Annotated in this window: 15 protein-coding genes; 9 read left to right on the top strand and 6 right to left on the bottom strand. The window is 42.2% G+C overall.

Translation table 11 applies throughout. The annotated features are described in order from the left end of the window. Window positions 1-191: 191 nt before the first annotated feature. A complete protein-coding gene (locus tag JMW94_RS00675) occupies window positions 192-1163 on the top strand; it encodes a putative RNA methyltransferase (protein ID WP_320157927.1) in 972 nt (323 codons plus the stop codon). 67 nt (window positions 1164-1230) lie between these two features. Here the strand turns inward: JMW94_RS00675 and cls are convergent, their stop codons facing one another. From cls to JMW94_RS00660, 3 genes are all read right to left on the bottom strand, one after another. After that, a complete protein-coding gene (gene cls, locus JMW94_RS00670; protein WP_201599742.1) occupies window positions 1231-2730 on the bottom strand; it encodes a cardiolipin synthase in 1500 nt (499 codons plus the stop codon). A gap of 178 nt (window positions 2731-2908) precedes the next feature. Beyond that, a complete protein-coding gene (locus JMW94_RS00665) occupies window positions 2909-3703 on the bottom strand; it encodes a YdcF family protein (RefSeq protein WP_201599741.1) in 795 nt (264 codons plus the stop codon). A gap of 121 nt (window positions 3704-3824) precedes the next feature. After that, on the bottom strand, window positions 3825-4730 hold the full coding sequence (locus tag JMW94_RS00660; protein WP_201599739.1) for a LysR family transcriptional regulator: 906 nt from the start codon (window positions 4728-4730) through the stop codon (window positions 3825-3827). A 157-nt stretch (window positions 4731-4887) separates the two neighbouring features. Between JMW94_RS00660 and JMW94_RS00655 the strand changes: the two genes are divergently transcribed. The 6 genes from JMW94_RS00655 to JMW94_RS00630 all read left to right on the top strand — a co-directional run bounded on the left by JMW94_RS00655 (window position 4888) and on the right by JMW94_RS00630 (window position 12346). Continuing rightward, window positions 4888-5277: a RidA family protein gene (locus JMW94_RS00655; RefSeq protein WP_201599738.1), complete on the top strand. Its 390-nt coding sequence runs from the start codon at window positions 4888-4890 to the stop codon at window positions 5275-5277. Window positions 5278-5336: 59 nt separating this feature from the next. Beyond that, a complete protein-coding gene (locus JMW94_RS00650; RefSeq protein WP_201599737.1) occupies window positions 5337-6812 on the top strand; it encodes an aldehyde dehydrogenase family protein in 1476 nt (491 codons plus the stop codon). A 106-nt stretch (window positions 6813-6918) separates the two neighbouring features. Continuing rightward, window positions 6919-7908, top strand: coding sequence for a membrane dipeptidase (locus JMW94_RS00645; RefSeq protein ID WP_201599736.1), 990 nt, complete (start codon window positions 6919-6921; stop codon window positions 7906-7908). A gap of 177 nt (window positions 7909-8085) precedes the next feature. Then, the gene (locus JMW94_RS00640) at window positions 8086-9771 is read left to right on the top strand and encodes a BCCT family transporter (RefSeq protein ID WP_201599734.1); all 1686 of its coding nucleotides are present in this window, start codon (window positions 8086-8088) and stop codon (window positions 9769-9771) included. A gap of 126 nt (window positions 9772-9897) precedes the next feature. Beyond that, window positions 9898-11637: a hypothetical protein gene (locus JMW94_RS00635; protein WP_265088292.1), complete on the top strand. Its 1740-nt coding sequence runs from the start codon at window positions 9898-9900 to the stop codon at window positions 11635-11637. Continuing rightward, complete coding sequence (locus tag JMW94_RS00630) at window positions 11621-12346, top strand: DUF3726 domain-containing protein (RefSeq protein WP_201599732.1); 726 nt, start codon at window positions 11621-11623, stop codon at window positions 12344-12346. Before JMW94_RS00635 ends, JMW94_RS00630 begins: the two co-directional genes overlap by 17 nt. Before the next feature lie 615 nt (window positions 12347-12961). On the opposite strand, the gene JMW94_RS00625 is transcribed toward JMW94_RS00630, so the two are convergent. The 3 genes from JMW94_RS00625 to JMW94_RS00615 are packed head-to-tail and all read right to left on the bottom strand — an operon-like array spanning window position 12962 to window position 19233. After that, window positions 12962-15082 (bottom strand): AIPR family protein, encoded by a 2121-nt coding sequence (locus JMW94_RS00625; protein WP_201599730.1) that lies wholly within the window; start codon window positions 15080-15082, stop codon window positions 12962-12964. Next, entirely contained in the window at window positions 15075-17762 is a 2688-nt protein-coding gene (locus tag JMW94_RS00620; RefSeq protein WP_201599729.1) for a Z1 domain-containing protein, read from the bottom strand. The genes JMW94_RS00625 and JMW94_RS00620 overlap by 8 nt, the downstream gene beginning before the upstream one ends. 4 nt (window positions 17763-17766) lie before the next feature. Further along, the gene (locus JMW94_RS00615; RefSeq protein WP_201599728.1) at window positions 17767-19233 is read right to left on the bottom strand and encodes an ATP-binding protein; all 1467 of its coding nucleotides are present in this window, start codon (window positions 19231-19233) and stop codon (window positions 17767-17769) included. 460 nt (window positions 19234-19693) lie between these two features. Here JMW94_RS00615 and JMW94_RS00610 point away from each other — a divergent pair, with 460 nt between their 5' ends. Next, window positions 19694-21229 (top strand): type I restriction-modification system subunit M, encoded by a 1536-nt coding sequence (locus JMW94_RS00610; RefSeq protein WP_201599727.1) that lies wholly within the window; start codon window positions 19694-19696, stop codon window positions 21227-21229. Next, window positions 21219-22439: a restriction endonuclease subunit S gene (locus tag JMW94_RS00605; protein ID WP_201599726.1), complete on the top strand. Its 1221-nt coding sequence runs from the start codon at window positions 21219-21221 to the stop codon at window positions 22437-22439. The genes JMW94_RS00610 and JMW94_RS00605 overlap by 11 nt, the downstream gene beginning before the upstream one ends. The last annotated feature ends 29 nt before the right edge of the window (window positions 22440-22468 follow it).

Here is a 22468-nt window from a genome sequence, read left to right as displayed (position 1 = left end):
AATATGAATATCATGTACGCAAAAGCCATCTCACTTTAGTTGAGGTGGTTTTTTTTGGTTGCTAATAGTTTGGTTGCTGATAATTTGTTTTTCGCATTTTCTTTCCTGCATTGTTTATCGCGCCTTTTATCACGCAGTAAGCCTGAATTTTGTTAAAATGGCAGCCATATTGCGATGACGTTGAGATACTTGTGAGCTTATTTATTTGTCCCCTTTGCCAATCACCATTACAGCCTGCCGCAGATACGTGGCGCTGCGATGGCAGCTTGCACCCAAAACAAACGGCTCATCCATTTGATGTGGCACGTCAGGGTTATGTTAATTTATTGCCCGTGCAACAAAAAAAATCCAAAGCACCGGGCGATAGCCAGCAATCAATTGATGCACGCAAACGGTTTTTAAACGCTGGACATTATCAGCCATTGCAGACGCTTATTTGCCAAAAAATGAGGGAATTGTTGGCGAAAAATGAGTCGGTCGCTGATTCAGCAATTGAGCCGATAACTAAAAAGGATAGCAAGGCAATCAATTGGTTGGATATTGGCTGCGGTGAAGGATATTACACGCAGGCAATGGCACAGACAGGCATGGATACTCTCATCGCCGCAGATATCAGTAAACCAGCTGTGGTAGAGCTTGCGAAAACGAGCAAAGCGGCGGGGCGTCTTTGGTATCAGCAAGCTAAAGACAGTGTTACTAATGCGACAGCCAAGTCGGCAGTCATCTATCCGCTTGTTACCAGCGCTGCCCATTTGCCGTTACGCGCGCATAGCATAAAGGGTATTAGCAGTATTTTTAGCCCTATCTTGCCAGACGCGTTCAATGAGGTATTGACTGAAGACGGTTATTTAATCATTGCCAAGCCAGGTATCGGGCATCTAGCGACGATGCGCGAAGCGTTATTTGACAACGTCCGCGAGCATGATTCGGATAAGTTTTTGCATGAATTGGCTCCATATTTCACGCTAATGGGTACGGAGCATGTCAGTACCGAGATGACGTTGTCAGCCGCTGATTTGGCTGATTTGATGACCATGACGCCTTATGCTTATCGCGCGCTTAATGAAAAAAGACAGGCGCTACTAGCAGCGGTCGAAACAGAATCCTTTACGACACAAGCTAAGTTTGTCGTTTATATTTTGCAGAAGACAGCAGCTGAATAGAATGGCTTAAGGTCATTAGCCCGTTTAGATATGATCAATTGAATTGAGGGCACGCCCTAATAATGGGTTATAAAACAGGTCCCATCGTGGCGACAATGTTATTCCAGATTTTATAAGATAACGGCCAGTTTTCAACTTGCTCACGAGTGACCTCTTCAGAATCAGCGATATACTGGTATTGTCGCTCAACGATGGCCGCTGTGAGCGTTTTATCGCTAAACACAATGTTGTTTTCATAGTTCAAATCAAAGCTACGCAAGTCTAAATTGGTCGAGCCAATCAGACTGATTTCGCCATCGATGGTCAAGGTTTTTGCGTGTAATAGACCGGGTTTATATTCGTAAATATTGACCCCCGCTTCAAGCAGCTGCCAGTAATAACTGTGGCTGGTAGCAGCCACGACTATTGAGTCGTTATTCTTTGGGAAAATCATGGTTACTTGTACACCGCGATAAGCGGTCGCACACAAAATGCTAACGAGCGAATAATCAGGCACAAAATAAGGCGTTGAGATAATCAGGGTTCGTTTTGCCTGACCAATTAAGACACCTAAAAATTGTGGCGTGGTGCCGCGTCGTTGGGTAGGACCATCAGAAAAAACTTGTGCAGCAAAGCCATTTGGCGGTGATGTTATTGGTAAAGGCTCCTCAGTTTCTGGCTGTGGGGATTTTTGTCGCTTTGGTTGAGGGTCAATAAAATAAGGAAAGCTGTCAAGCGGCGTATCAGGATTTTCAGTCAGCCAATCACTGGCAAACAACATCTGATTCTGTGCCACCACTGGTCCTTCGACCCGCAGCATAATGTCTACCCACGGCGCAAATTTTGGCTTTACACGAAACTCAGGATCGGCGCAGTTGCGACTGCCACAGTAGCCGATTTTGCCGTCAATAACCGTAATCTTGCGGTGATTTCGCAAGTCAATCCGGCTAAACATGAGTACCTTTAAAAGATTACTAATTGGTAGGGCAACACTGACTTGTACGCCAGCTTCTATCATTTCCTGCCATATCTTTGAGCCGACCATTTTTCGTGAGCCCATACCGTCAACCATTGCTCGGCAGATGACGCCGCGCCTTGCCGCTCGTATGAGCGCTTGAGCAGTATCGATTCCCATACCATCGATTAGCCAAATATAATACAGTACATGAATATGATCGGTCGCTGCATCAAAGTCGGCAATCATACGTTTGCGCGTCTCAGCCGCATCTGCCATTAGCTCTGCGTGATTGCCCACCGTTGTATGATAGCCAGTTGCATTGGCAGAGTAGGCAAAGGCCGCTTGGTATTCAGGTTTGATGGCCTCCGACAAAGCGATGTCATCACCAAGTACTTCAGGACTATGTGCACTTAATTTATCGATAATTTCTTTACGTTTGCGCGTAAAATCGCGTCCTAGATGCACCTCACCAAACATCCAATAAATTACAACCCCCAGATAAGGCAAAATGAACAATATGACGAGCCAAGCAAGCCGAGCGGGCGAGGTCAGATCATGGCGCGCAAGCACTCGCAAAGAGATCAGTATCAGCAGCATAAAATGAACAGTTAAAAAGATATCCAATAGCATAATGCGCTCCATTATTATTATTATTATTTTTATTTGCAGTATTTATCAGCGGTTCTTACTGATTATAACGCACTGTAAAATTACCACCGTTTTGATTGGTAAAAACAGCAATGCGGCAACGCTGGAGCTATGATACTTAGCAGTAAGCTTGTTCAAACTGGTGAAATATACACCTCCATCAATACTCTCCTAACAACCAGCCACTGACAAAGGCAAAATACTCGCGAAACCAAGCGTTATAACGAATGGATAAAGGTGTGGGACTGGCGACGGTGATCGGTTGTGTATAGCCCTGATGTCGCGCAATGCTGGCCGCGCGAATGCTATGAAAGTCACTGGTAACGATGGCGATAGGATCAGTGATAGATAGCCCTTTTTCTTCTAACAACGCTCGGCTATTAGCGAGGTTTTCTTCCGTACTGGTACTTTTGCCTTCTTGTAAAATGCGTTCGAATGGCACGCCATGTGCCTCATGCAAATACGTGGCCATGATATCGGCTTCGCTACGTGTACGCTGAAAACCAACGCCACCACTGGTTATCACCAAAGCATCTGGTTGCGTCTCAATAAGGGGCACGGCGGTGTCCAAGCGCTTGGCGAGCGTCGGTGTCGGCTTACCTGCAACCGTGCCTGAGCCTAATATAATAATCGCTGCCACTGTCGGTGCAGGTTGCTGGCTAAGCGCAATCTGCTGTTGTAATGACCAAATAAATAGACTGAAGCTCAATAACCAAAGTACAAATACAGCCCATAACCCATACCAAAGGCGGTTAAAGCCATAATGTTGGCTACAAAACCTGCGTATTGCATGCCAAAACATCCCATGTATGACAAAAACCATGCCGACTAAAAAAGGTACAACCGAGCCGAAATTAACTTTACCGACGACCATCAATGCAGCGCAATCGATGATAAGTATGATGCCGATAACAGATAAGAGGCCACGAGTAACGGAAATTAAACCTTTAGACATAGGTGAGAGACGCTTTTATTCAAGTGAATGGAATTTCTGATAGTGGCTTATAAAAGTAGGCGGTAATGAGTTATGTTTTAACCAATTTTCAACCTGTTTTTAAACCATTTTCAACCTGTTTTTATAAAATATAGTGATTCTGGACATACTGAATGCACAATTCATGAAAAGCTTGTGCTGGCGGTGAGATCGTTTTATTTGCCAATTTAAAAATACCAATTTGTCTGTCTAAGGTAGGTTCAAGTAAGTCGAGCCATACCAATTCTGGCTCATTCGACGGAAAGGCGAGCTTGGGTAGGGTGGTGATGCCAAGATCATTGCGTAATAATGAAAATAAGGAAGTAATATTCTCGACCGTGTAACGCGCATTACGGTTGAGTACCTCGGCGGGTGTGTTTTCGAGCAATCGGCAAGTGCCATTATAAATAAAAGGCTGGGTCATCAGTTGTTGCCATTTAAGCCCTATTTTTTGATGGTTTCTTGACGGTTTTACTGGTTGATTTAACGAGTTGCTTTTTAAGCAGACCACGCCAATCGGGTCAGATATGAGCAAGGTGAAATCTATATTTGATTGATCGATACTGGTGCAGTTGCCCAATGCCAAATCGATTTCACCTGCCAATAAACGATTGGCAACACCGACAGAGTTATCATCTATTAGTACAATCTCGACATCAGGATATCTCTTGGAGTACTCAACCAACACGCTAGGCAAGAGTTTTGTCACCAGTGATGGCACGCTTGCAATCCTTATTTTGCCTTTATCGCCAGCGGCTGCTCCTTTTAAATCATCCTCTAGCGCTTGATAAATCGTCATAAACTGCTCGATTTTTGGTAAACAAGTCTCGCCAAAAGGCGTGAGTGTTGCTTTATTTCCTCCTTCAAATAAGCGCTGACCTAGTATTTTTTCCAATTCCTTTATCGAGGCAGACAACGCCGCTTGCGAGCGATTGGCGCGATCCGCCGCCGCCCGAAAGCCACCTTCCTCTACCACGCATAAAAAGTGATGTAATTGCTGTAATTTCATACGCTTACTCCTCACCACTATTAATATATAAGATATCGTCTATGATAGATTAAATCTATCATATTCTAAATTTAATTAGTTAGATTTATCGTTAATACTTGGGTAGGATAACTCTATAGCAATCGCTGCCCAATCATTGATCAAAGGATATGACGACATGACGACTCACTCAACCAAACAAGCCATCAAAACCTCACTTTATGCGTCTAAAGCCCCTTTAGAATGGGCGATCACTAGCAATGGTACGTTGTACACTGCGCAGATTCCTATCGATGAAAATGGTGACGTGGTTGCAGGTGGTATCGAAGCGCAAACTCGTCAAACGTTAGACAATCTCAAGCACACACTAGAATGTGCCAATGTCAGCATGAATTCGGTACTACAGGTCATGATCTATGTGACCGATCGCGACTATCTAAAAACGGTCAATCAAGTCTACGCCGAATACTTTGAAGCACCCTATCCAAATCGGGCAGCGCTCGTGATAGCAGGACTGGCTCGTGAAGAGATGTTGGTTGAGCTGGTTGTATATGCCGCTGTGCCTTAAATTTTGAATGTACTCTAGTCAATAAATCAAATAGTTAATACTTTATCAAGGAAGCTCTTATGTCAGCACACACTGCCCAACAGATATTGCAGCAAGACCCAACCAAATCACTTTATATTAACGGTGAATGGCAGTCAGGCGTAAATACCGTAGCCAATATTAACCCATCTGATATCACCGACACTATCGGTGAGTTCGCCCAAGCCAGTGGCGATCAAGTCAAGGATGCCATCGCGGCGGCCCGTCACGCTCAGCCAAAATGGGAAGCGACTCCTTTAGAAAAAAAGGAGTCTATCCTACAAGCGATTGGCGATGAAATGATTGCTCGCTGTGATGAGCTAGGTACGCTGTTGTCTCTTGAAGAAGGTAAGCCGTTTGCGGAAGGTCGCGGCGAGATTTACCGAGCTGGTCAGTTCTTTCATTACTATGCCGCTGAAGTATTGCGTCAAATCGGTGATAACGCTGCCTCAGTACGCCCTGGCGTCAAGGTTGAAGTCACCCGCGAAGCAGTCGGTGTGGTCGCGATTATTTCGCCTTGGAACTTTCCAACGGCCACTGCTGTATGGAAGATCGCCCCAGCGTTAGCGTTTGGTAACACGGTCATTTGGAAGCCTGCGAATTTAACACCAGCCAGCGCAGTGGCATTGGCCGAAATCATCCACCGTCAAGGCATGCCAGAAGGGACGTTTAACCTGCTACTGGGTGGCGGCTCGTCAGTCGGTGATGCACTCATCAATTCTACAGATATCGATGCCGTTAGCTTTACGGGTTCTGTACCAACAGGTCGCAAGGTCGCTGCTGCGACGGCACCGAACTTTATCCGTTGCCAGCTTGAGATGGGCAGCAAAAACGCCTTGGTCATCGCTGACGATGCCGACTTGCAAATCGCTATCGATGCGGCGGTTGCTGGTGCATTTGGTGGTTCAGGGCAGAAATGTACGGCTTCTTCGCGCCTCATCGTGATGGATAGTATTCATGATGCCTTCGTCGAAGGTGTGGTCGCAAAAATGAAAACCTTAAAAGTCGGTCATGCGCTTGATGACGGTATCTTTATGGGGCCTGTCGTCGATGATAAACAACTGGCATCAAACATGGACTGGATCGAAAAAGCCAAGCAATCCGGTGCCAATTTAGCCTTTGGTGGTGAGCGTTTAGAGATGCCACATGACGGCTACTATATGTCGCCTACGTTATTTACCGAGACGGACAACAGCTGGGATATCAACCAAGAAGAAGTATTTGCGCCGCTGGCTTGTGTCATGCGTGTCAAGGATTTGGACGAAGCGATTGCCATGACCAATGACACGCGCTTTGGTCTGACGGGCGGCATCATCACCCAAAGCTTGCGTAGCAGTGCGATGTTCAAAGAACAAGTGCAAGCAGGTTGCGTCATGGTCAATCTAGCGACTGCAGGTACGGACTATCATGTACCGTTTGGTGGTCGTAAACAGTCAAGCTTTGGCCCGCGTGAGCAAGGTCAATATGCCAAAGAGTTCTATACCATCGTCAAGACCGCTTATCAAAAAGCGTACTAGAACTATCTTAATAAGACTGCTCGCCGCTATCGAAGCGACACGGTGTGAAAAAGCACTTAATCGCCAACGATAGTGGCTACTGATAAAAGTATTAAAGGGAATTGATATGTACCAAGACCATATCGTCATTGACGGATTACAGTATAGCCATTGGGATCGTGACTACTTTAAGATGCTACAAGCCAGTGGTATCAATGCGGTACATGCCACCTTGGTCTATCACGAAGATGCCCGTCAGACCATGACCCGCTTTAGCGAGTGGCACACACGCTTTGAGCAAAATAGCGATCTTATCTTGCCAGTGTACTCAGTTGCTGATATCAAAACGGCAAAAGAGCAGGGTAAAGTTGGCATCTTCTTTGGCGCGCAAAACTGCTCACCAATCGATGATGAAATTGGCCTAATCAGCGTCATGCGCCGCTTGGGTCTATTGATTATGCAACTGACTTATAACAACCAGAGCTTACTGGCAACTGGTTGTTATGAGCAGAATGACAGCGGCATCACACGTTTTGGTCAGCAGGCCATCGCTGAGATGAACCGTGTCGGTATGATTATCGATATGTCACACAGCGCTGAGCGTTCAACGCTTGAAGCGATTGAGCACTCTAGTCGCCCGATATGTATCAGCCATGCCAACCCAACCACAGCACACGATGCCCTGCGTAATAAATCGGATACGGTTATTAGTGCATTAACCAAAGCGGGCGGGTTGTTAGGTTTTAGCTTATACCCGTTTCATTTGCCAAATGGTAGTGATTGCACATTAGATAATTTCTGTACGATGATTGCCAATTGTGCTGAAAAATATGGCGTAGAGCATTTATCCATTGGTAGTGACTTGTGTCTCAATCAACCGCAAGCCGTGCTTGAGTGGATGCGTAATGGCCGCTGGTCAAAAGCGATGGATTATGGTGAAGGCAATGCCAATAATTCAGGTTGGCCAGATACTTTGCCATGGTTCGCTGGTAAGGACGGTATGGAAAACATTTATAACGGCTTGCTCAAACATGGTTTTAATGAGATTGACGCTGGAAAAGTTATCGGTCAAAACTGGTTTGATTTCCTTGAGAGTGGTTTAAAGCCTTTAGCCTAAAGGATAATTCTAGCAAGGCATCGCTAAAAATCGTTATAAGACGATAGACATTTTATAGCGCATACCCATTTGAAATAGAGAGCTTTGAAATCAATAATATAGTGAGGCTATCTGGCTATATCCTCATTGCGATACCTCTGATCTAAATAACGAAACGTTAGCATATGGAGCCACATCATGGCCGATTTAAAGGGACTTAATCAAGTTGAGCAAGGACGCTCAAACGCTGCCAATAGCACAGCAGATAAGGTCAGCGCTGTACCAGCTGCTGCCGATATTGATGCGTTGGGGCTAAAAAATCCTGCCTTTTGGTATAGTGGCGGGTTTATTACAATTTTTGTGCTCATGGCGATTTTTGCAGAAGCACAGTTAGCAACGATTGTGGATGTTGGTTTTAAATGGTCGGCCAATATCTTTGGCCCTTTTTGGCAAATTTTGCTTCTCGCTACTTTCGTCATCGCTTTAGCGGTTGGTGCAGGTCGCACGGGTCGTGTTATTTTGGGCAACTTACCAAAGCCTGAAATGGACAATTTCAAGTGGATGGCTATCCTGTTTTGTACATTGTTGGCTGGCGGCGGGGTTTTTTGGGCGGCGGCAGAACCTATTGCTCATTTCGTGTCAGCGCCTCCCTTATACGGTGAGTCAACAGACTTGCAACAACGAGCATTTAACGCCTTATCACAATCTTTTATGCATTGGGGATTTTTGGCGTGGTCGATTGTCGGTAGTTTGACCGCGATTGTGGTCATGCATCTGCATTATGACAAAGGCTTGCCGCTGAAACCTCGCACACTTCTTTATCCTATGTTTGGTGAGCGCGTACTTACTGGTCAAACGGGCGCAATTATCGATGCTTGCTGTATCGTCGCCGTGGCTGCGGGTACGATTGGCCCTATTGGTTTCTTAGGCTTGCAAACCAGCTATGCCCTCAATACCTTGTTTGGTATTCCTGATACTTTTGCCACCCAGCTTATCATTATCATATTCGCGATTGCGCTTTATACCTTATCAGCGATCAGTGGTCTTGCTCGAGGCATGCAATTGCTCAGCCGCTTTAATGTCATCTTGGCATTTGCGCTGATGGTCTTTATTTTGATATTTGGACCGACCAATTTTATCGTCAATGGTTATATTCAAGGTGTCGGCACGATGGTCGATAACTTTATTCCGATGGCCACTTTTCGCGGTGATGAAGGCTGGCTTGGCGGTTGGACCGTGTTCTTTTGGGGTTGGTTCTTGGGTTATGGCCCTATGATGGCGATATTTATTGCTCGTATCTCACGAGGTCGTACGATTCGTCAATTGATTACTACCGTATGTATCATTGCGCCGCTCGTTACTTGCTTTTGGTTCACCGTCGTTGGTGGTTCGGGTCTGGCGTTTGAGATTGCCAATCCGGGCAGTGTCAGTAGCGCGTTTGAAGGCTTTAACTTACCTGGTGCACTATTAGCAGTCACGCAGCAATTACCCTTTCCTTTAATTACCTCGATATTATTTCTAATTTTAACCACCGTTTTTATCGTCACGACAGGTGATTCGATGACCTATACCATCAGCGTCGTCATCAGTGGCGAGCGTGAGCCAAATGCCATGATTCGTACCTTTTGGGGCATCATGATGGGGGTAACAGCGATTGTTTTAATCTCGCTTGGTTCAGGTGGCGTGACAGCGTTGCAGTCTTTTATCGTAATTACCGCTGTGCCAGTCTCTTTTATCCTGCTGCCATCGCTATGGAACGGGCCACAAATTGCCCAGCAAATGGCGCGAGAGCAAGACTTGTATCGACCTAATCAGGTAGAGGTAAGACATAAAATTAGCGAAGAAAAGCTCGCTAAGGAAAAGCTTACTCAAAAAACTGATTGATTACCAAACGGTCAAGGTCAAAACAACGATCCTCAAAACGGCTGAATACTTATTTACCGATAGATATCATCATTGAGATTATTAACAAAGCTGCTGGCTCAGTATATTAGGTAAGGTAGTGAAATTATGAATATGATTCATGCAAATAATGAAAGCATTAACGTCAAGCCGCCTCAACTTAGCACTAAATTCCGTACTCGTGACATGATTATGATTGCAGAAAGGTTGGGCGCGATGCACCAAACTCGCATTAGCTTTGTGCGCACGTTACTGCGTAAGATTGATAGAGAGCAATGGACGCTCAGTACCCATTTGTGGGATTTGGATGAGCAAGGCTATGGCACGGTTATTTATCGCCTCAATACCCCAGAGCATCTGTATCATCTGGTGGTGTTTTGTAATGAACTGGCTGATGAAGAGCGTAATGATAGGGTGATTGCCCAAAAATGGGATGTGACCTTTGGTCTGGTCTTTGGTGAGATAAGTGAAGAGTTACTGGATAATCTACAAGCCAATGTACCGCTGCAAGAAGCGGGTCGCAACTCTAATATGGTCATGGTGCTGGCACGAGCAAATAAGAGCGTACGGGTCTTTGCTCATATCGTTAGCTCACTCGCCGTTGGTCAGCAACCAGATTTGGATATACTCGCGCAAGTGGGTTATATATTGCGCACCACCGCTGTCTATGGCAATGGTAAGTTTGGTATTTATGACTTCAAACCGTTAGATCACAGTGCAGATTTTGATCAATCCTTTCGAGCGCAGATGTGTGCCGTGTATTTGCTGCGTGAGTTTAGCTTAGATTGGGTCGATTATTTGGCAAAGCAAAAAGGCGGTAGCAACGCCGCTACACTGCATCCAGAGATTAAACGTTACTTGGGAGTTGGTAACGCCACCGGTCTGGGCATGGCACCGTATCTAATCAACCATCCTTGTGTCGTCGATCAATGGCTAACTACCCGCGAAGAAGCGTTGCAAGTGACACTGATCTGCCAGATTGAACCCAAAAAAACTGCATATTTTGCCAGTTTAATCAAACGTGCTATTCAGCATTTTAGCGAGATTGTTACTATCAATGAGCAGCAAATTAAACTCAATGAAGCGGTCGTTGCGGAATTAGCCGTACTACAAAATAATTTGATGGCAACCATTAATCAATACAGTACATGGGCGGAGTTCTTACAAGCTCACCATTACCTAAGCCTTGAGAGCCAAGAAGTGATTATCTCTTGCTTGATGGAGCTTTATCCTGAGCGTGTCGATGCGTTTCAAGAAAAAATAAATGCCGATGAAACGCTGTCGCTACCGAAAGGCAAGGTGATCCAAGATTTAATCGATGTATTAGAGCTACATTATCAGTGGGCGATTAATATTGATTTTAGCCAGCCCGATAATAGCCATTGGTTTTGGTATCGTTCGGTGGATAAAGAAGAGCCAAGGATGGGCGTGCGCGGGCAAGAACCGGGTGCTGATCGTGAGCTTGCATTAGACATCGCACGGCAAGCAAATAAGCTGTATCTCGCGTTGAAACCTACCGATCCACAGCGGCTCATTTCAGATTTCATCTTAAATCAGCCAAAATATCGCTCGATTGCGCGCCGCGTTTGGACGATGGGACATAAGCCATTGGGCGATATTCAGATGAATGTCTTGCATAAAAATGCATTACCCATGCACCTGTTACGGTGTAAATTATCGATGTTTGGGGCAACTAAGTTCGATCCCAGATCAGATCGCTGGGTGCGGATCACCTTGTTTCAAGGTGCGCCTTTGTTTGCAGAAGTGCATAGTGATGAGTGGCTGTTTCCTTTATTACCCGATTTATCGAAAGAGCAGGGAGGTTTGACTCATGATCGTATCGCATAATGAAATTGTGACGATAGTACACAAAGCCTTTACTGGGATGCACCGTGAAGTAGGCGAAGCGGATGTGATTGCTACTATGGTCGCTGAGCTACAGATGGCGGGCTTGGACGGTATCAGACACTTTAATAACGCCAGTCCGTATATTTTAACCGAGCACGATACGCCAATCGATATCGTCTATCAAGAAGACGGCGCTATTCGTTTAGATTTGCATGGTAGCAGCTTGGCTTGTCACTTGCCGACTATCATTGACTATGCTCTGGAAAAAATGGGTGATTTGGCGCATTTTCGTATTTATTTACAGAACTGTCATAACCGCTGGTTGGCTTATAGTGAGCTGGTGGAGCTGGCTGCCAAAGGCTTTGCTTGTCTGGCTAAATGGGACAATGGCTCTGTGCCCAAGCATACATTATTTACGTTAAATCAAGGTTTTGTGTATCCTGATTTATACTTTTTTGACCAAGCACAAGCCAATTACAATACCAATGATATGATTATTGAAATTGCGACCCAAAATTTTGATATTGAACAGGACATACAGCATTTCAATCATAAAATATCGACAGATGAGCTATTTGAAATCCATCAGCGCGCATGGAAAGAAGGCATCTATGTCGACGATGAGCAGTGGGCGATACTCAAAAAAACGGCTGCGGCGATGTTGGTAGAAAATAGCGAAACATCAGGTAAAGGTGCGGGAGGAGTGTAAGAGAGAGGAAGGTAATAAATAAAAGGTTACAAAATGACATAGGCAAATAGATTAAGCCAAAAAGAGGTTTGTAATTAAAAATTTCAGAAAGTATTTTGGATTAAAAGGTATTTCGGAGTTGTTTGAACAGATGGGAAAAGCTAGAGGCTTTGATTAAGCAGAATAAGATTGGCGGTGAAGGAGGAAGTCTAACTATGAATATAAGTAATTGATTTAATTATACTTATAATAGAGGGAATGCATATTAGACCATCAAATAGACCAACACGGTAACAGTATTGAATGCAAGGCAAATAGTGGGATTTTTTCCATTGAGTATTGTAAGAAAATATTTCAAAGCTTGGATATGTCTTGAAAATATTGTTGCGTTTCTTGATCTTACTTATGATATATCATACTCATTGCTACCCATCTGAGTCAAAAATAATTTAAGAGTAAATGACAATAATCAACTTATTTTTACTTAGAATTGGTATTGTATAAGTCTATTTTTACCTTAATAGCTTATAAGAAAGTAATCTCGTCTTATTTTTATTTGCTAGAGCGAGAATCGTTTCAATAGTCTTTAATACGCTTTTCTAGTTTAGGATGGGTAGACAAGTTTTTGACTCACTCTTACCCAGCATCTAAATAAACGCCTTTATCTTCAAGCTTGCTTAAGGTCTTATTGATCAGATCGACTTGCCTATCTGTTGGTGTCTTCAATGATTTTCCAAGTAGAACGTTAGGTACCAGCGACAAAACCTGCTTGTCAGTTTCGTTTAACACGCCCTTTTCTTCCGCATTTTTTATTAGATCTAGCCATCTAGCTGGAGGAATTTTACAGAGGTCTATTAAGCTACTTACAGCTTTAGTCACTGTTTTAGTTTGTTGAGCAGAATCTTGGCGTTTTTCTTCAATGACACTTTTAAAAACTAATTGCGTTTTGAACATCATGTCTAGTGAGAAGTAATCTGTTTTATCAATTATCGACTGTACTTTAATTAAGTTTTCTTTAGACTTGGCCATAGATAGTACTGCCTTCCCAGTTTCTTCGCTCAACTGATTTAATAAGGCGTTTAGCTTAATTGAAGTATCTACAAATTGATCATAATAAAAATCATTTACGGCTTGCTCTTGCCAGATTTTTGGATAATTAAAATCAAGGTCTTGTTTATCCATTAAAGCTTTAAGAATATATATCGTGTATGCAGTTAAAGTTGCCTTAGTATTGCCAACGAAATCATCTTGCTTATACACCGCTTTTTTACAGGCATGCCAAATTACAAACTTTGCTACCAGCTCTTTAAAGAAATAGTCATTTATTGTCTCAGAATTATTGTCCCAAACCTTTTCTATTGACTGTGCAAATCCGTTAAATGCGATTTGCGCACCTTTGATAGCATCATGAGGTCTTTTGTCAAAGATAAGATAAATCTTAGCTAAATCTGTTTTTATAATTAACTGTTCTTTAGGATGTTCAGATTTAAACGCTCTTTTTTCAGCATCTGTCAGCTTACTTTGAGCATTTAAATAAGACCCTCTCGCTCTTTCATAATACCAACGCGTAGGCTTGATTCTTTCTTTTGATGTGGGAGCTAGTATCTGTCTTGATAGCCTTTCAAGAGTCCGATGGAAAGGATGATTAGAAAAGAAATCTGAATCCTTGATAGCATTCTGAGAGTTCGCAAAGCGAGAGATATTACTAATAAGCTCATCTGACTTTGCTTCACTCACCACATTAAGTTTCAACTGCACCTGTATCTTACTTAGATCGGCTCTATCTTTCTTTTGAGTCATTAATAAAGAAGCCGTAGTTTGCCCCCCATTCACAATCTGTAAGTTATTTATCTTTGTAATAATCTGTTTGCTTTTATCATATTCTACATCTGATGCTGTAGCAGTTAAACCATTGTTATAGCTAAAGAAATACTCAGGTTCGGTTTTTATCGTTTTCCTGATGCCTTTATTGATTTTGCCACGGAACTGCAAAAAGCTTCTGACATTTGCCTCTAATAATCTTGCGCCGTACTTATCATAAAGAGCAGCAATCGTTTGTCCATTGACAACGCATAAATAGCTTGTTAATTCCTCTGACTCTGTTGCCTGTAACGAAGGTATCGGACCTCCCCATTCTCTTAAGTCAATTTCGATGGCTTCAGACTTTGTTTGGCTACTCTCAAGATCATAAATTCGTTTGATATCCCAGATATCGATTGTTAAGGGTAGATCTATATCGTCATCAATTTCTTTTTTATCGGCCACTAGCTTACTGATTTGAGCGTTTGTGAGGATAATAAGCTTAATAGACTCAATGCGTTTATACTTTTGAAATATTTCTTTAGCAGCTATATAACCGTCTGAACTTTCTTCCAAGCTCTCAATGAACGATGATTTTAATGCGCTGTTAAAGAAGTTGATCCCTGCTTTTTTTAATTGCTCAATACGACTATTTGTTAAAGACTTGATACTATCATCATGAACAAAATCATTAATGAGCAAGACCAGTTCTAACTGGTCTAGTTCTGGATCGTTGTAATCACCTTTAAAACCTAGACCATCAATACGGCCATATCGAGTACTTGGTTTATAAAAATGATATAGATCTAAGTCATCAACCACACCTTGTTCTTGAATATAAGGGAGAATCTTTTCAATGAATAAAAGCTCTTTGTAGTTGCCCTGTGACGTAGCACTATGATCAAGCTCATTCATTACATCAGTATAGTAATTTTGAAGATCACTGGGATTATTCATAACCTTCCTCTGGTTCATCTGATTCATCCTCTTCACCGAAGTAGTCTTCTATAAAGACTTTATTCACCACGTAACTTACAGGGTTGTGATTGCTGGATTTTGGAAAACTGATCGCATAGGCTGGTACGTCTTCGTATTTTGGATCTTCACCCTTCTTATCACCTTCTTTTTTAGAGCCTACATAAAGGTTGAAGGATTTAAGTACAAGTAATGGCCGACTTCTATTTCTTCTATAAAATCGCGCAGTCTGTTTGACCTTTGACTCATCTTTTTGTTTTTTTGCATGTGCATACTGCTCATCTGTTAAGCCAAATGCTTCCTCCCAAGGTCTCAAAATACGACCACCACCGTCAGCTGTTTTGACATGGTCGGATCTATAACTGGATTTTGCAAAAGTACGAACCTGGGGTTGTGCATTTTCACCTAAATAGCTTTTATGAATAGCAATATCCCACATTGCCAGCTCATCTCTACGCTCTTCAATGTAAGATATCAGCGCCTGCTTTCTACCACTATCGTCGATTGAATGTTCATATTCATTAAACAGGTTAATCACCTCGTCAATGCTGACTCTTTGAATCAGATGAAACCGCTTGTCATTTTGTTCTTTGACATGATTATAAACTGGTTTAAAACCATATGCATGAGCAGACTTAAGCGCGAAATCAGCAAAGACTTGACGCTGTCTAGGTAAGTTATCTAATGATACACCCCGTAGTGAAAAAGCCTCTTCTGAAAAGCTTTCTGATAGGGTAACCGTTTCGGTATGATGCATTTTGTTGCGAGCAGTGATTAATAGTCCGGTATTACTGGTTCTCACTTTTAGACCGAACTCAGCAGGCGTTAGGCCATTTTGCTCCATAATAGAAAATTCTGAGCGTAACTCTTCAATAGACTGAGCAATAAAGGCATACCATTCAAAGGAAGCATCAGGTATATACAGTTTACAAAGATCACTATATTGATCCCGATAACCAAACCAACGTCCCATTTGTAATAATGTGTCTGCCATAGCCGTATTGCGTATTAAGTAGCTGACAGTTAATCCTTCTAGCGTAAATCCACGAGATAAACTATAGCCACCTATAGCAATGACGTTTAGGCCATTCTCATAATTGTCGTAATCTAACTTGTCTTTACTAGCACTATTGATCATTCTTACTTTCACTGAATCAATAACTTTCTGTAGCTTAGTAAAAAACTCATCAATACTACATTCATCCGAGTGAGGTAAAAACTCATGATAAAGGCCTTCTAAGTGCGAGTTTTTCATCCGCTCTTGATGTGGTTTGGCGCCATGAAACTTTACTGCCAAGGCAATTTCCTCTATCTCTTGGCTTACCAGATATCGTGCCTCAGCTTGTTCTTGGGTTTTATGAGAAATATTTATCAGCATGGAAGTATGTTTATTGCTCACTGGCCGTAAGCCTTTGATCACGATACTGACTAAGTACTCGTAAAGTGCCAACGTTAAGCTCTTAGGAAGCTCAGTTAAAACAAAGTCTGTAGGCTTTTTTAATGGAATACTATCCTCATTATCTTGAATAAATTCAACGTAAGGAGAGTCGTAATTTGGCTCGTCATCATCACCTAAAAAGAATTTAGTTGCTCCTAGATAGTTCGATGGTGGTACTAGCGTAAATATAAAGTCCTTAGGAAATAAGTCACCTGCTACCGCATCACTATAGCTAACAGGGTCTATAAAAATGTTTGCGAAAGGGGTTGCGGTATAGCCAACATATGAACCTTGAAGAAATAAATCCAAAGTCTCCCGTATTTGGCCGTTAATTCTGGTCGTTTCGTTAGGCTTTTTACTGGTATTAATTGAAGCGTTATCAGCCTCGTCGTCAATAATTAATACAGGCTCATTAATAAAGCGCCTACCATCGTCATTATTCCTCAGCCACTTAATGACATTATCTAAAGTATGGTAGTTTTTCTTGATAACCATAATGACTGGGTTTTTAGCACTGCCCAGTCGAACTGCTGTGGTCTTACGTATCTTGCCATTAAAGTCTTCCGTCAAGCTGGTAAAGCAGTGCGGCTGCTTTGCGTCAATAATTTCCTGACGTGCAGGATCGTTGGTTAAACCCACCCCTGTGTATTTTTGTTCATCGCTGTGATAACCGATAAACCCCTTATTCACACGTTTCTGGGTTTGAGATCTTAGGTTGTTATGAATACCTGTAATTAAGATGATTAACTTATAACCGTAGTCAGCAGCTAAATTAATTAGGGATAAATAATTGGCTGTTTTACCAGACTGAACATTACCAACGACTAGACCTTGTCGTCTAAACGGTTTATCTATGTAAGGGTTGCCCAAGCGCTCTAGAATATCTTCATTAGTGCGCTTGATAACATCGATAACTCTAGCTGGCAACTGTTCTTCATTCTGCAAATAGGTGTGATAGCGATCACTATAATATCTATCACTATTTACTGTGTGTATCCAAGGCACTATTTCTTGATCATCTAAAACGTGTGCTTCTTCTTGTTTAGTATCAAAAAAAACAGTTAACTTGTTAATCAGTATCTCAAAAGCCTCTTTCTCTTCTTGAGCCTTGAAGCCGAATATGGATAGCGCAAACGTTATTGCCTTTTCTTTAGATAGCTCGTCGTTAGACGACATGGCGTTGACACAAGTATCATAGATTTTGTTTAAGGTATTTACATCCATTACACTATCCTTCAATTTGGTTCAAAAAGTTCATCCATTCACCCTTGTAATCACTGTATGGCTCGTTCACCTTAAAAAATGCAGCGACCATATCAATATTAGCTCGCAGGTCTAGATCAGCAAAATCTTTAAGATAGCCAAGTGCTAACTCTTCAAGCTCTTTATCAGTGTGCTTGGTTTTAAAGTCTTTAGGAGAAGAGGCGTATTCTACATGCAGTTGATCAATCGGAAAGCTTTCCTCAATCAAACCTAATATTTGTCTAAGCTGACTGCTTTGTTTGTCATCTAGTCCTTCCATAAATTGCGTAATCAGAGGATAGTCTTTATTGATCTGATAAGAACGTAAGTTCTTGTTGGTATACATTTGCCAGATAGGAGTGGTCTCACCTTTATGTCTATAGCCTTTAGAGTTATAGACACGCTTAGACCCCTGAATATAAGTATCAATATATTGTTTGAGTTGATCGCGCATCTGCTCAGGTGGTTTAGCGTGTGATTTTTTAATATCAATATGCCACTCACTATCAAAATTATTGGGTAAGTCAATCTCAACTCGGGTGAGAGCAGTTAAGTCTGATTTTGGAGCCAATCGAAACCAGTCGCCTGCTATTAGAAGTCTGTTTGCTCGATAAACGTAAAATCCTTGGCTGTCTCTATAGCTGCCTAAAGAATATTTCTCATACTCTTCCTTGGTGCATTTTGTATGGTGCGGTAAGGTATAGCCCTGTATTTTAATATATACGTCTTTATATTTGATGGTTTCAAGGTTATGAACTTGCGTGGCGGGTTTATGACGAAAAAAGGGGTCTACAAAACCTATTTTCCTGCCATTTATAATAATATCTAGATTCGATACCGCACTTGGTGATTTGTCTAAAAATCGATGAAAGATTAACCCAAGATATTTTTCAGCATTATCGAATTTTTGTAATATATGATTATCGTTAGTACGATTTTCATCACCTTGCAGGCGGTCACAGTTCTCCCAGACTACTAGAGTACCTGTATCTTCCAACTGATCAAACTGATAAACATCAGCTATCGTTTCCTCGCCGAGCTGTATTAGCTCCCAACAATTGGACTTAGTAACTTGATCCAAGTCCCAACGCATTGCCCATGTCTGATCAAATTGTCTAGTAACTACCGTCAAACGTTTACACTGTGAAAAAGTAGCTGTTTTTAGACCCAAGCCAAACCTGCCAAGGTCTTTAGTAGAACGCTCTACTAGAGGGCTTTTTGATCCAATTGTCATCGCTTTTATAAGTTCGTCTCGGCTCATACCATCGCCATTGTCTAAGATAGCGACTTTAATCACAGGATCAGTCTCAAAGGTGATATTGACCTTGCTTGCTCCTGCGGTGATACTATTGTCAATGATATCTGCTAAAGCCGTATCTAACTCGTAACCGATATCTCTGAGTGAATGCATCAATGCGGCTGCATTTGGCGGACTATCTATAGTCAGTGACATATCTACACTTTCCAATTTTGAATATTAAGTTACTAATTAAGACCACTAACGATATTATTATTTTGGATAAATTAAGCTCGAATAAGTTCCTTGGTTAATAATTATTTGCCAAACCGAACGAAATGATTTTTTATAGCTATCCTACACAAGTTTGGTAAATAAAGCACTAACTATGGCCCTTCTATACTCTAGATTAAAAAAGTTTATTAAGAGATGACACTATAGCCAGTAATGGTAGCAGATTACAAAAGACTTCGGAGATCAGTCCATTCACCTTAAATGACGACTTTATATCAATGATAGGGTCAGACAAAAGCATGATACGAATTATGCGTCGTAATCTAACAGTGTCTACCGTAATCGAATTTTTAAGCAATGACATCTGCCAAGTATCTTAGACCCTGCTATCATTACCGCACTATAAAAATTCATAACTTCCCAAAGTATTCAGGAACCATAAATGCCTACCAGCACACCTAATAATATTAGCCAAATCAATCAAGACGATATCAACAAAGCCGTATGGAACGCCTGCGATACTTTTCGTGGGGTCATCAGCGCCGATACGTATAAAGACTTTATCTTAACCATGCTGTTCCTAAAGTATTTATCAGACGTCTATAGAGATGAATACAACAAGCTGGTCGAGCAGTTTGGCGACAACCCCGAACTGATCCATGCCATGATGTCCAAGCAGCGTTTTGTATTGCCTGAAGGTGCCAGCTTTTGGGACTTATACGAGCAGCGTCATCAGCCGGGTAACGGTCAGCGCATCGATGAGGCGCTACACGCTATCGAAGAAGCCAACGGCACCAAGCTCAAAAACGTCTTCCAAGACATCAGCTTTAACACCGATAAACTCGGTCAAGAAAAGCAAAAGAATGAGCTATTACGCCATCTGTTAGAAGATTTTGGCAAAGACATCCTTAATCTAAGCGTTGAGCGTGTCGGTAGCCTCGATGTGATTGGTAATGCCTATGAGTTTTTAATCAAGCATTTTGCTGCCAGTAGTGGGGCGACGGCTGGCGAGTTCTATACGCCACCGGAAGTGTCTAACTTGCTAGCGACTATCCTTGAACCTGTTGAGGGTGATCAAATCTGTGATCCTGCTTGCGGTTCAGGGTCACTACTTATCAAGTGCGGGGCAATGGTACGCAAAAACTCAAGTTCTAAGAAGTATGCGCTATACGGTCAAGAAGCCATTGGCTCGACATGGGCACTGGCCAAGATGAATATGTTCCTACACGGTGAGGACAACCACCGTATCGAGTGGGGCGATACAATCCGTAATCCGCTGCTACTCGACAAGGACGGCAAGCACTTATTACAGTTCGATGTGGTGACCGCCAACCCGCCGTTTTCATTAGATAAATGGGGTCATGAAGATGCCAGCAGCGATCCCTATGGTCGCTTTCATCGCGGTGTACCGCCCAAGACCAAGGGCGACTATGCCTTTATCAGTCATATGATCGAAACGCTGAAACCTGCGACTGGGCGTATGGGTGTGGTCGTGCCGCATGGCGTGCTGTTCCGTGCGTCAAGCGAAGGCAAAATCCGTCAGCAGCTCATTGAAGAAAACCTGCTTGATACGGTGATTGGCTTACCAGAAAAGCTGTTCTTTGGTACGGGTATTCCAGCCGCTATTTTGCTGTTTAAAAAGAACAAAACTGATGACAAAGTGCTGTTTATCGATGCCAGCAATGAATTTAAATCAGGTAAAAACCAAAACCAGCTCACTGAGGACAATATTGCTAAAGTCATTGAGACGTATAAAGCGCGGGAAAGCGTTGATAAATATGCGTATCTAGCCAGCTTTGATGAAATTAAAGAAAATGACTTTAACCTAAATATACCACGCTATGTCGATACCTTTGAGGAAGAAGCTGAGATTGATCTGGACGCGGTGCGTACTGAGCGTCTTGAATTAAAAGCTGAATTGGATAAATTAGAGACTGAGATGGCAGGGTTTTTAAAGGAGTTGGGTTATGGTGCCTAAGGATTGGGAGTATTCAACTTTAGAATCGTTGTGTGAGCCTAGTGCTCCTATAACGTATGGAGTTTTGAAGCCTGGAGATTACTTCGCTGATGGTATACCTCTTCTTCAAATAAAGGATCTGTTATCAGATTTGAGTGAACCGCAATGTCTTCACCATATCTCACCTGAACTCGATGAACAATATAGACGTTCAAGAATAAAGACTAATGATATTTTAATATCATTAGTTGGTACGGTCGGTCGGATTGGAATAGTTCCAAAACAATTAAATAACGCTAATATACATAGAAATTTAGGTCGTATACGTACGAAGAGTTTCGAGTTCCTTGTTCATTACCTACATTCAGATATAGCTAAAAATAGATTTGGTATTTCTTCCTCTGGAAGTTCTCAATCAGCTCTTAATCTAACTGTATTAAGATCATTAAAAGTGCCAGTCCCACCTTTCCCAGAACAACAAAAAATCGCCAAAATTCTATCTACTTGGGATAAAGCGATTGGCGCGACTGAGCGTTTGATTGAGAATAGCACCCAGCAGAAAAAAGCCTTGATGCAGCAGTTGCTGACGGGTAAAAAGCGCTTGCTTGATGAGTCGGGTAAAAGGTTTGAGGGTGAGTGGGAAGAGGTTAAGTTAGGTGATGTTTCTGATGTTAGAGATGGAACCCATGACAGTCCTGAGTTTATAGATGTAGGTTATCCTTTAATTACCTCAAAGAATTTACTATCTTCAGGCAGATTAGATTTATCAAATGTTAAATTGATTTCAGAAGAGGATTACCTTCAAATCAATAAACGTTCAAACGTAAATAATGGTGACATTTTGTTTGGAATGATAGGGACAATAGGTAACCCAGTTCGAGTTAAGTCATCTAATTATGCAATCAAAAATGTGGCTTTGATAAAAGAAACAGGGATCTTGCTAAATAGTTTCTTGATATATTATTTATCAAGTCATGATATAGATAAGCAGATCTATCGCCTAAATGCTGGTGGCACACAAAAATTTGTTGCTTTAGGTGTTTTACGTAACTTAGTTGTTAGTCTTCCAACTCAAAAAGAACAACAAAAAATCGCCACCGTATTAACCAATGCCGATAAAGAGATTGAATTGCTTGAGCAGCAATTAGCTGATTTGCAGCAAGAGAAAAAGGCGCTGATGCAGGTATTGTTGACGGGTAAGAAGCGGGTGGTAGTTGATGGGGAAAGCTGATTTTAGGTAGAGTACGTTTCAGCCACCCT

This window comes from Psychrobacter immobilis, assembly GCF_904846185.1.
Classification (GTDB): Bacteria; Pseudomonadota; Gammaproteobacteria; order Pseudomonadales; family Moraxellaceae; genus Psychrobacter; species Psychrobacter immobilis_B.
This window is presented reverse-complemented; position numbering and strand designations above follow the sequence as displayed.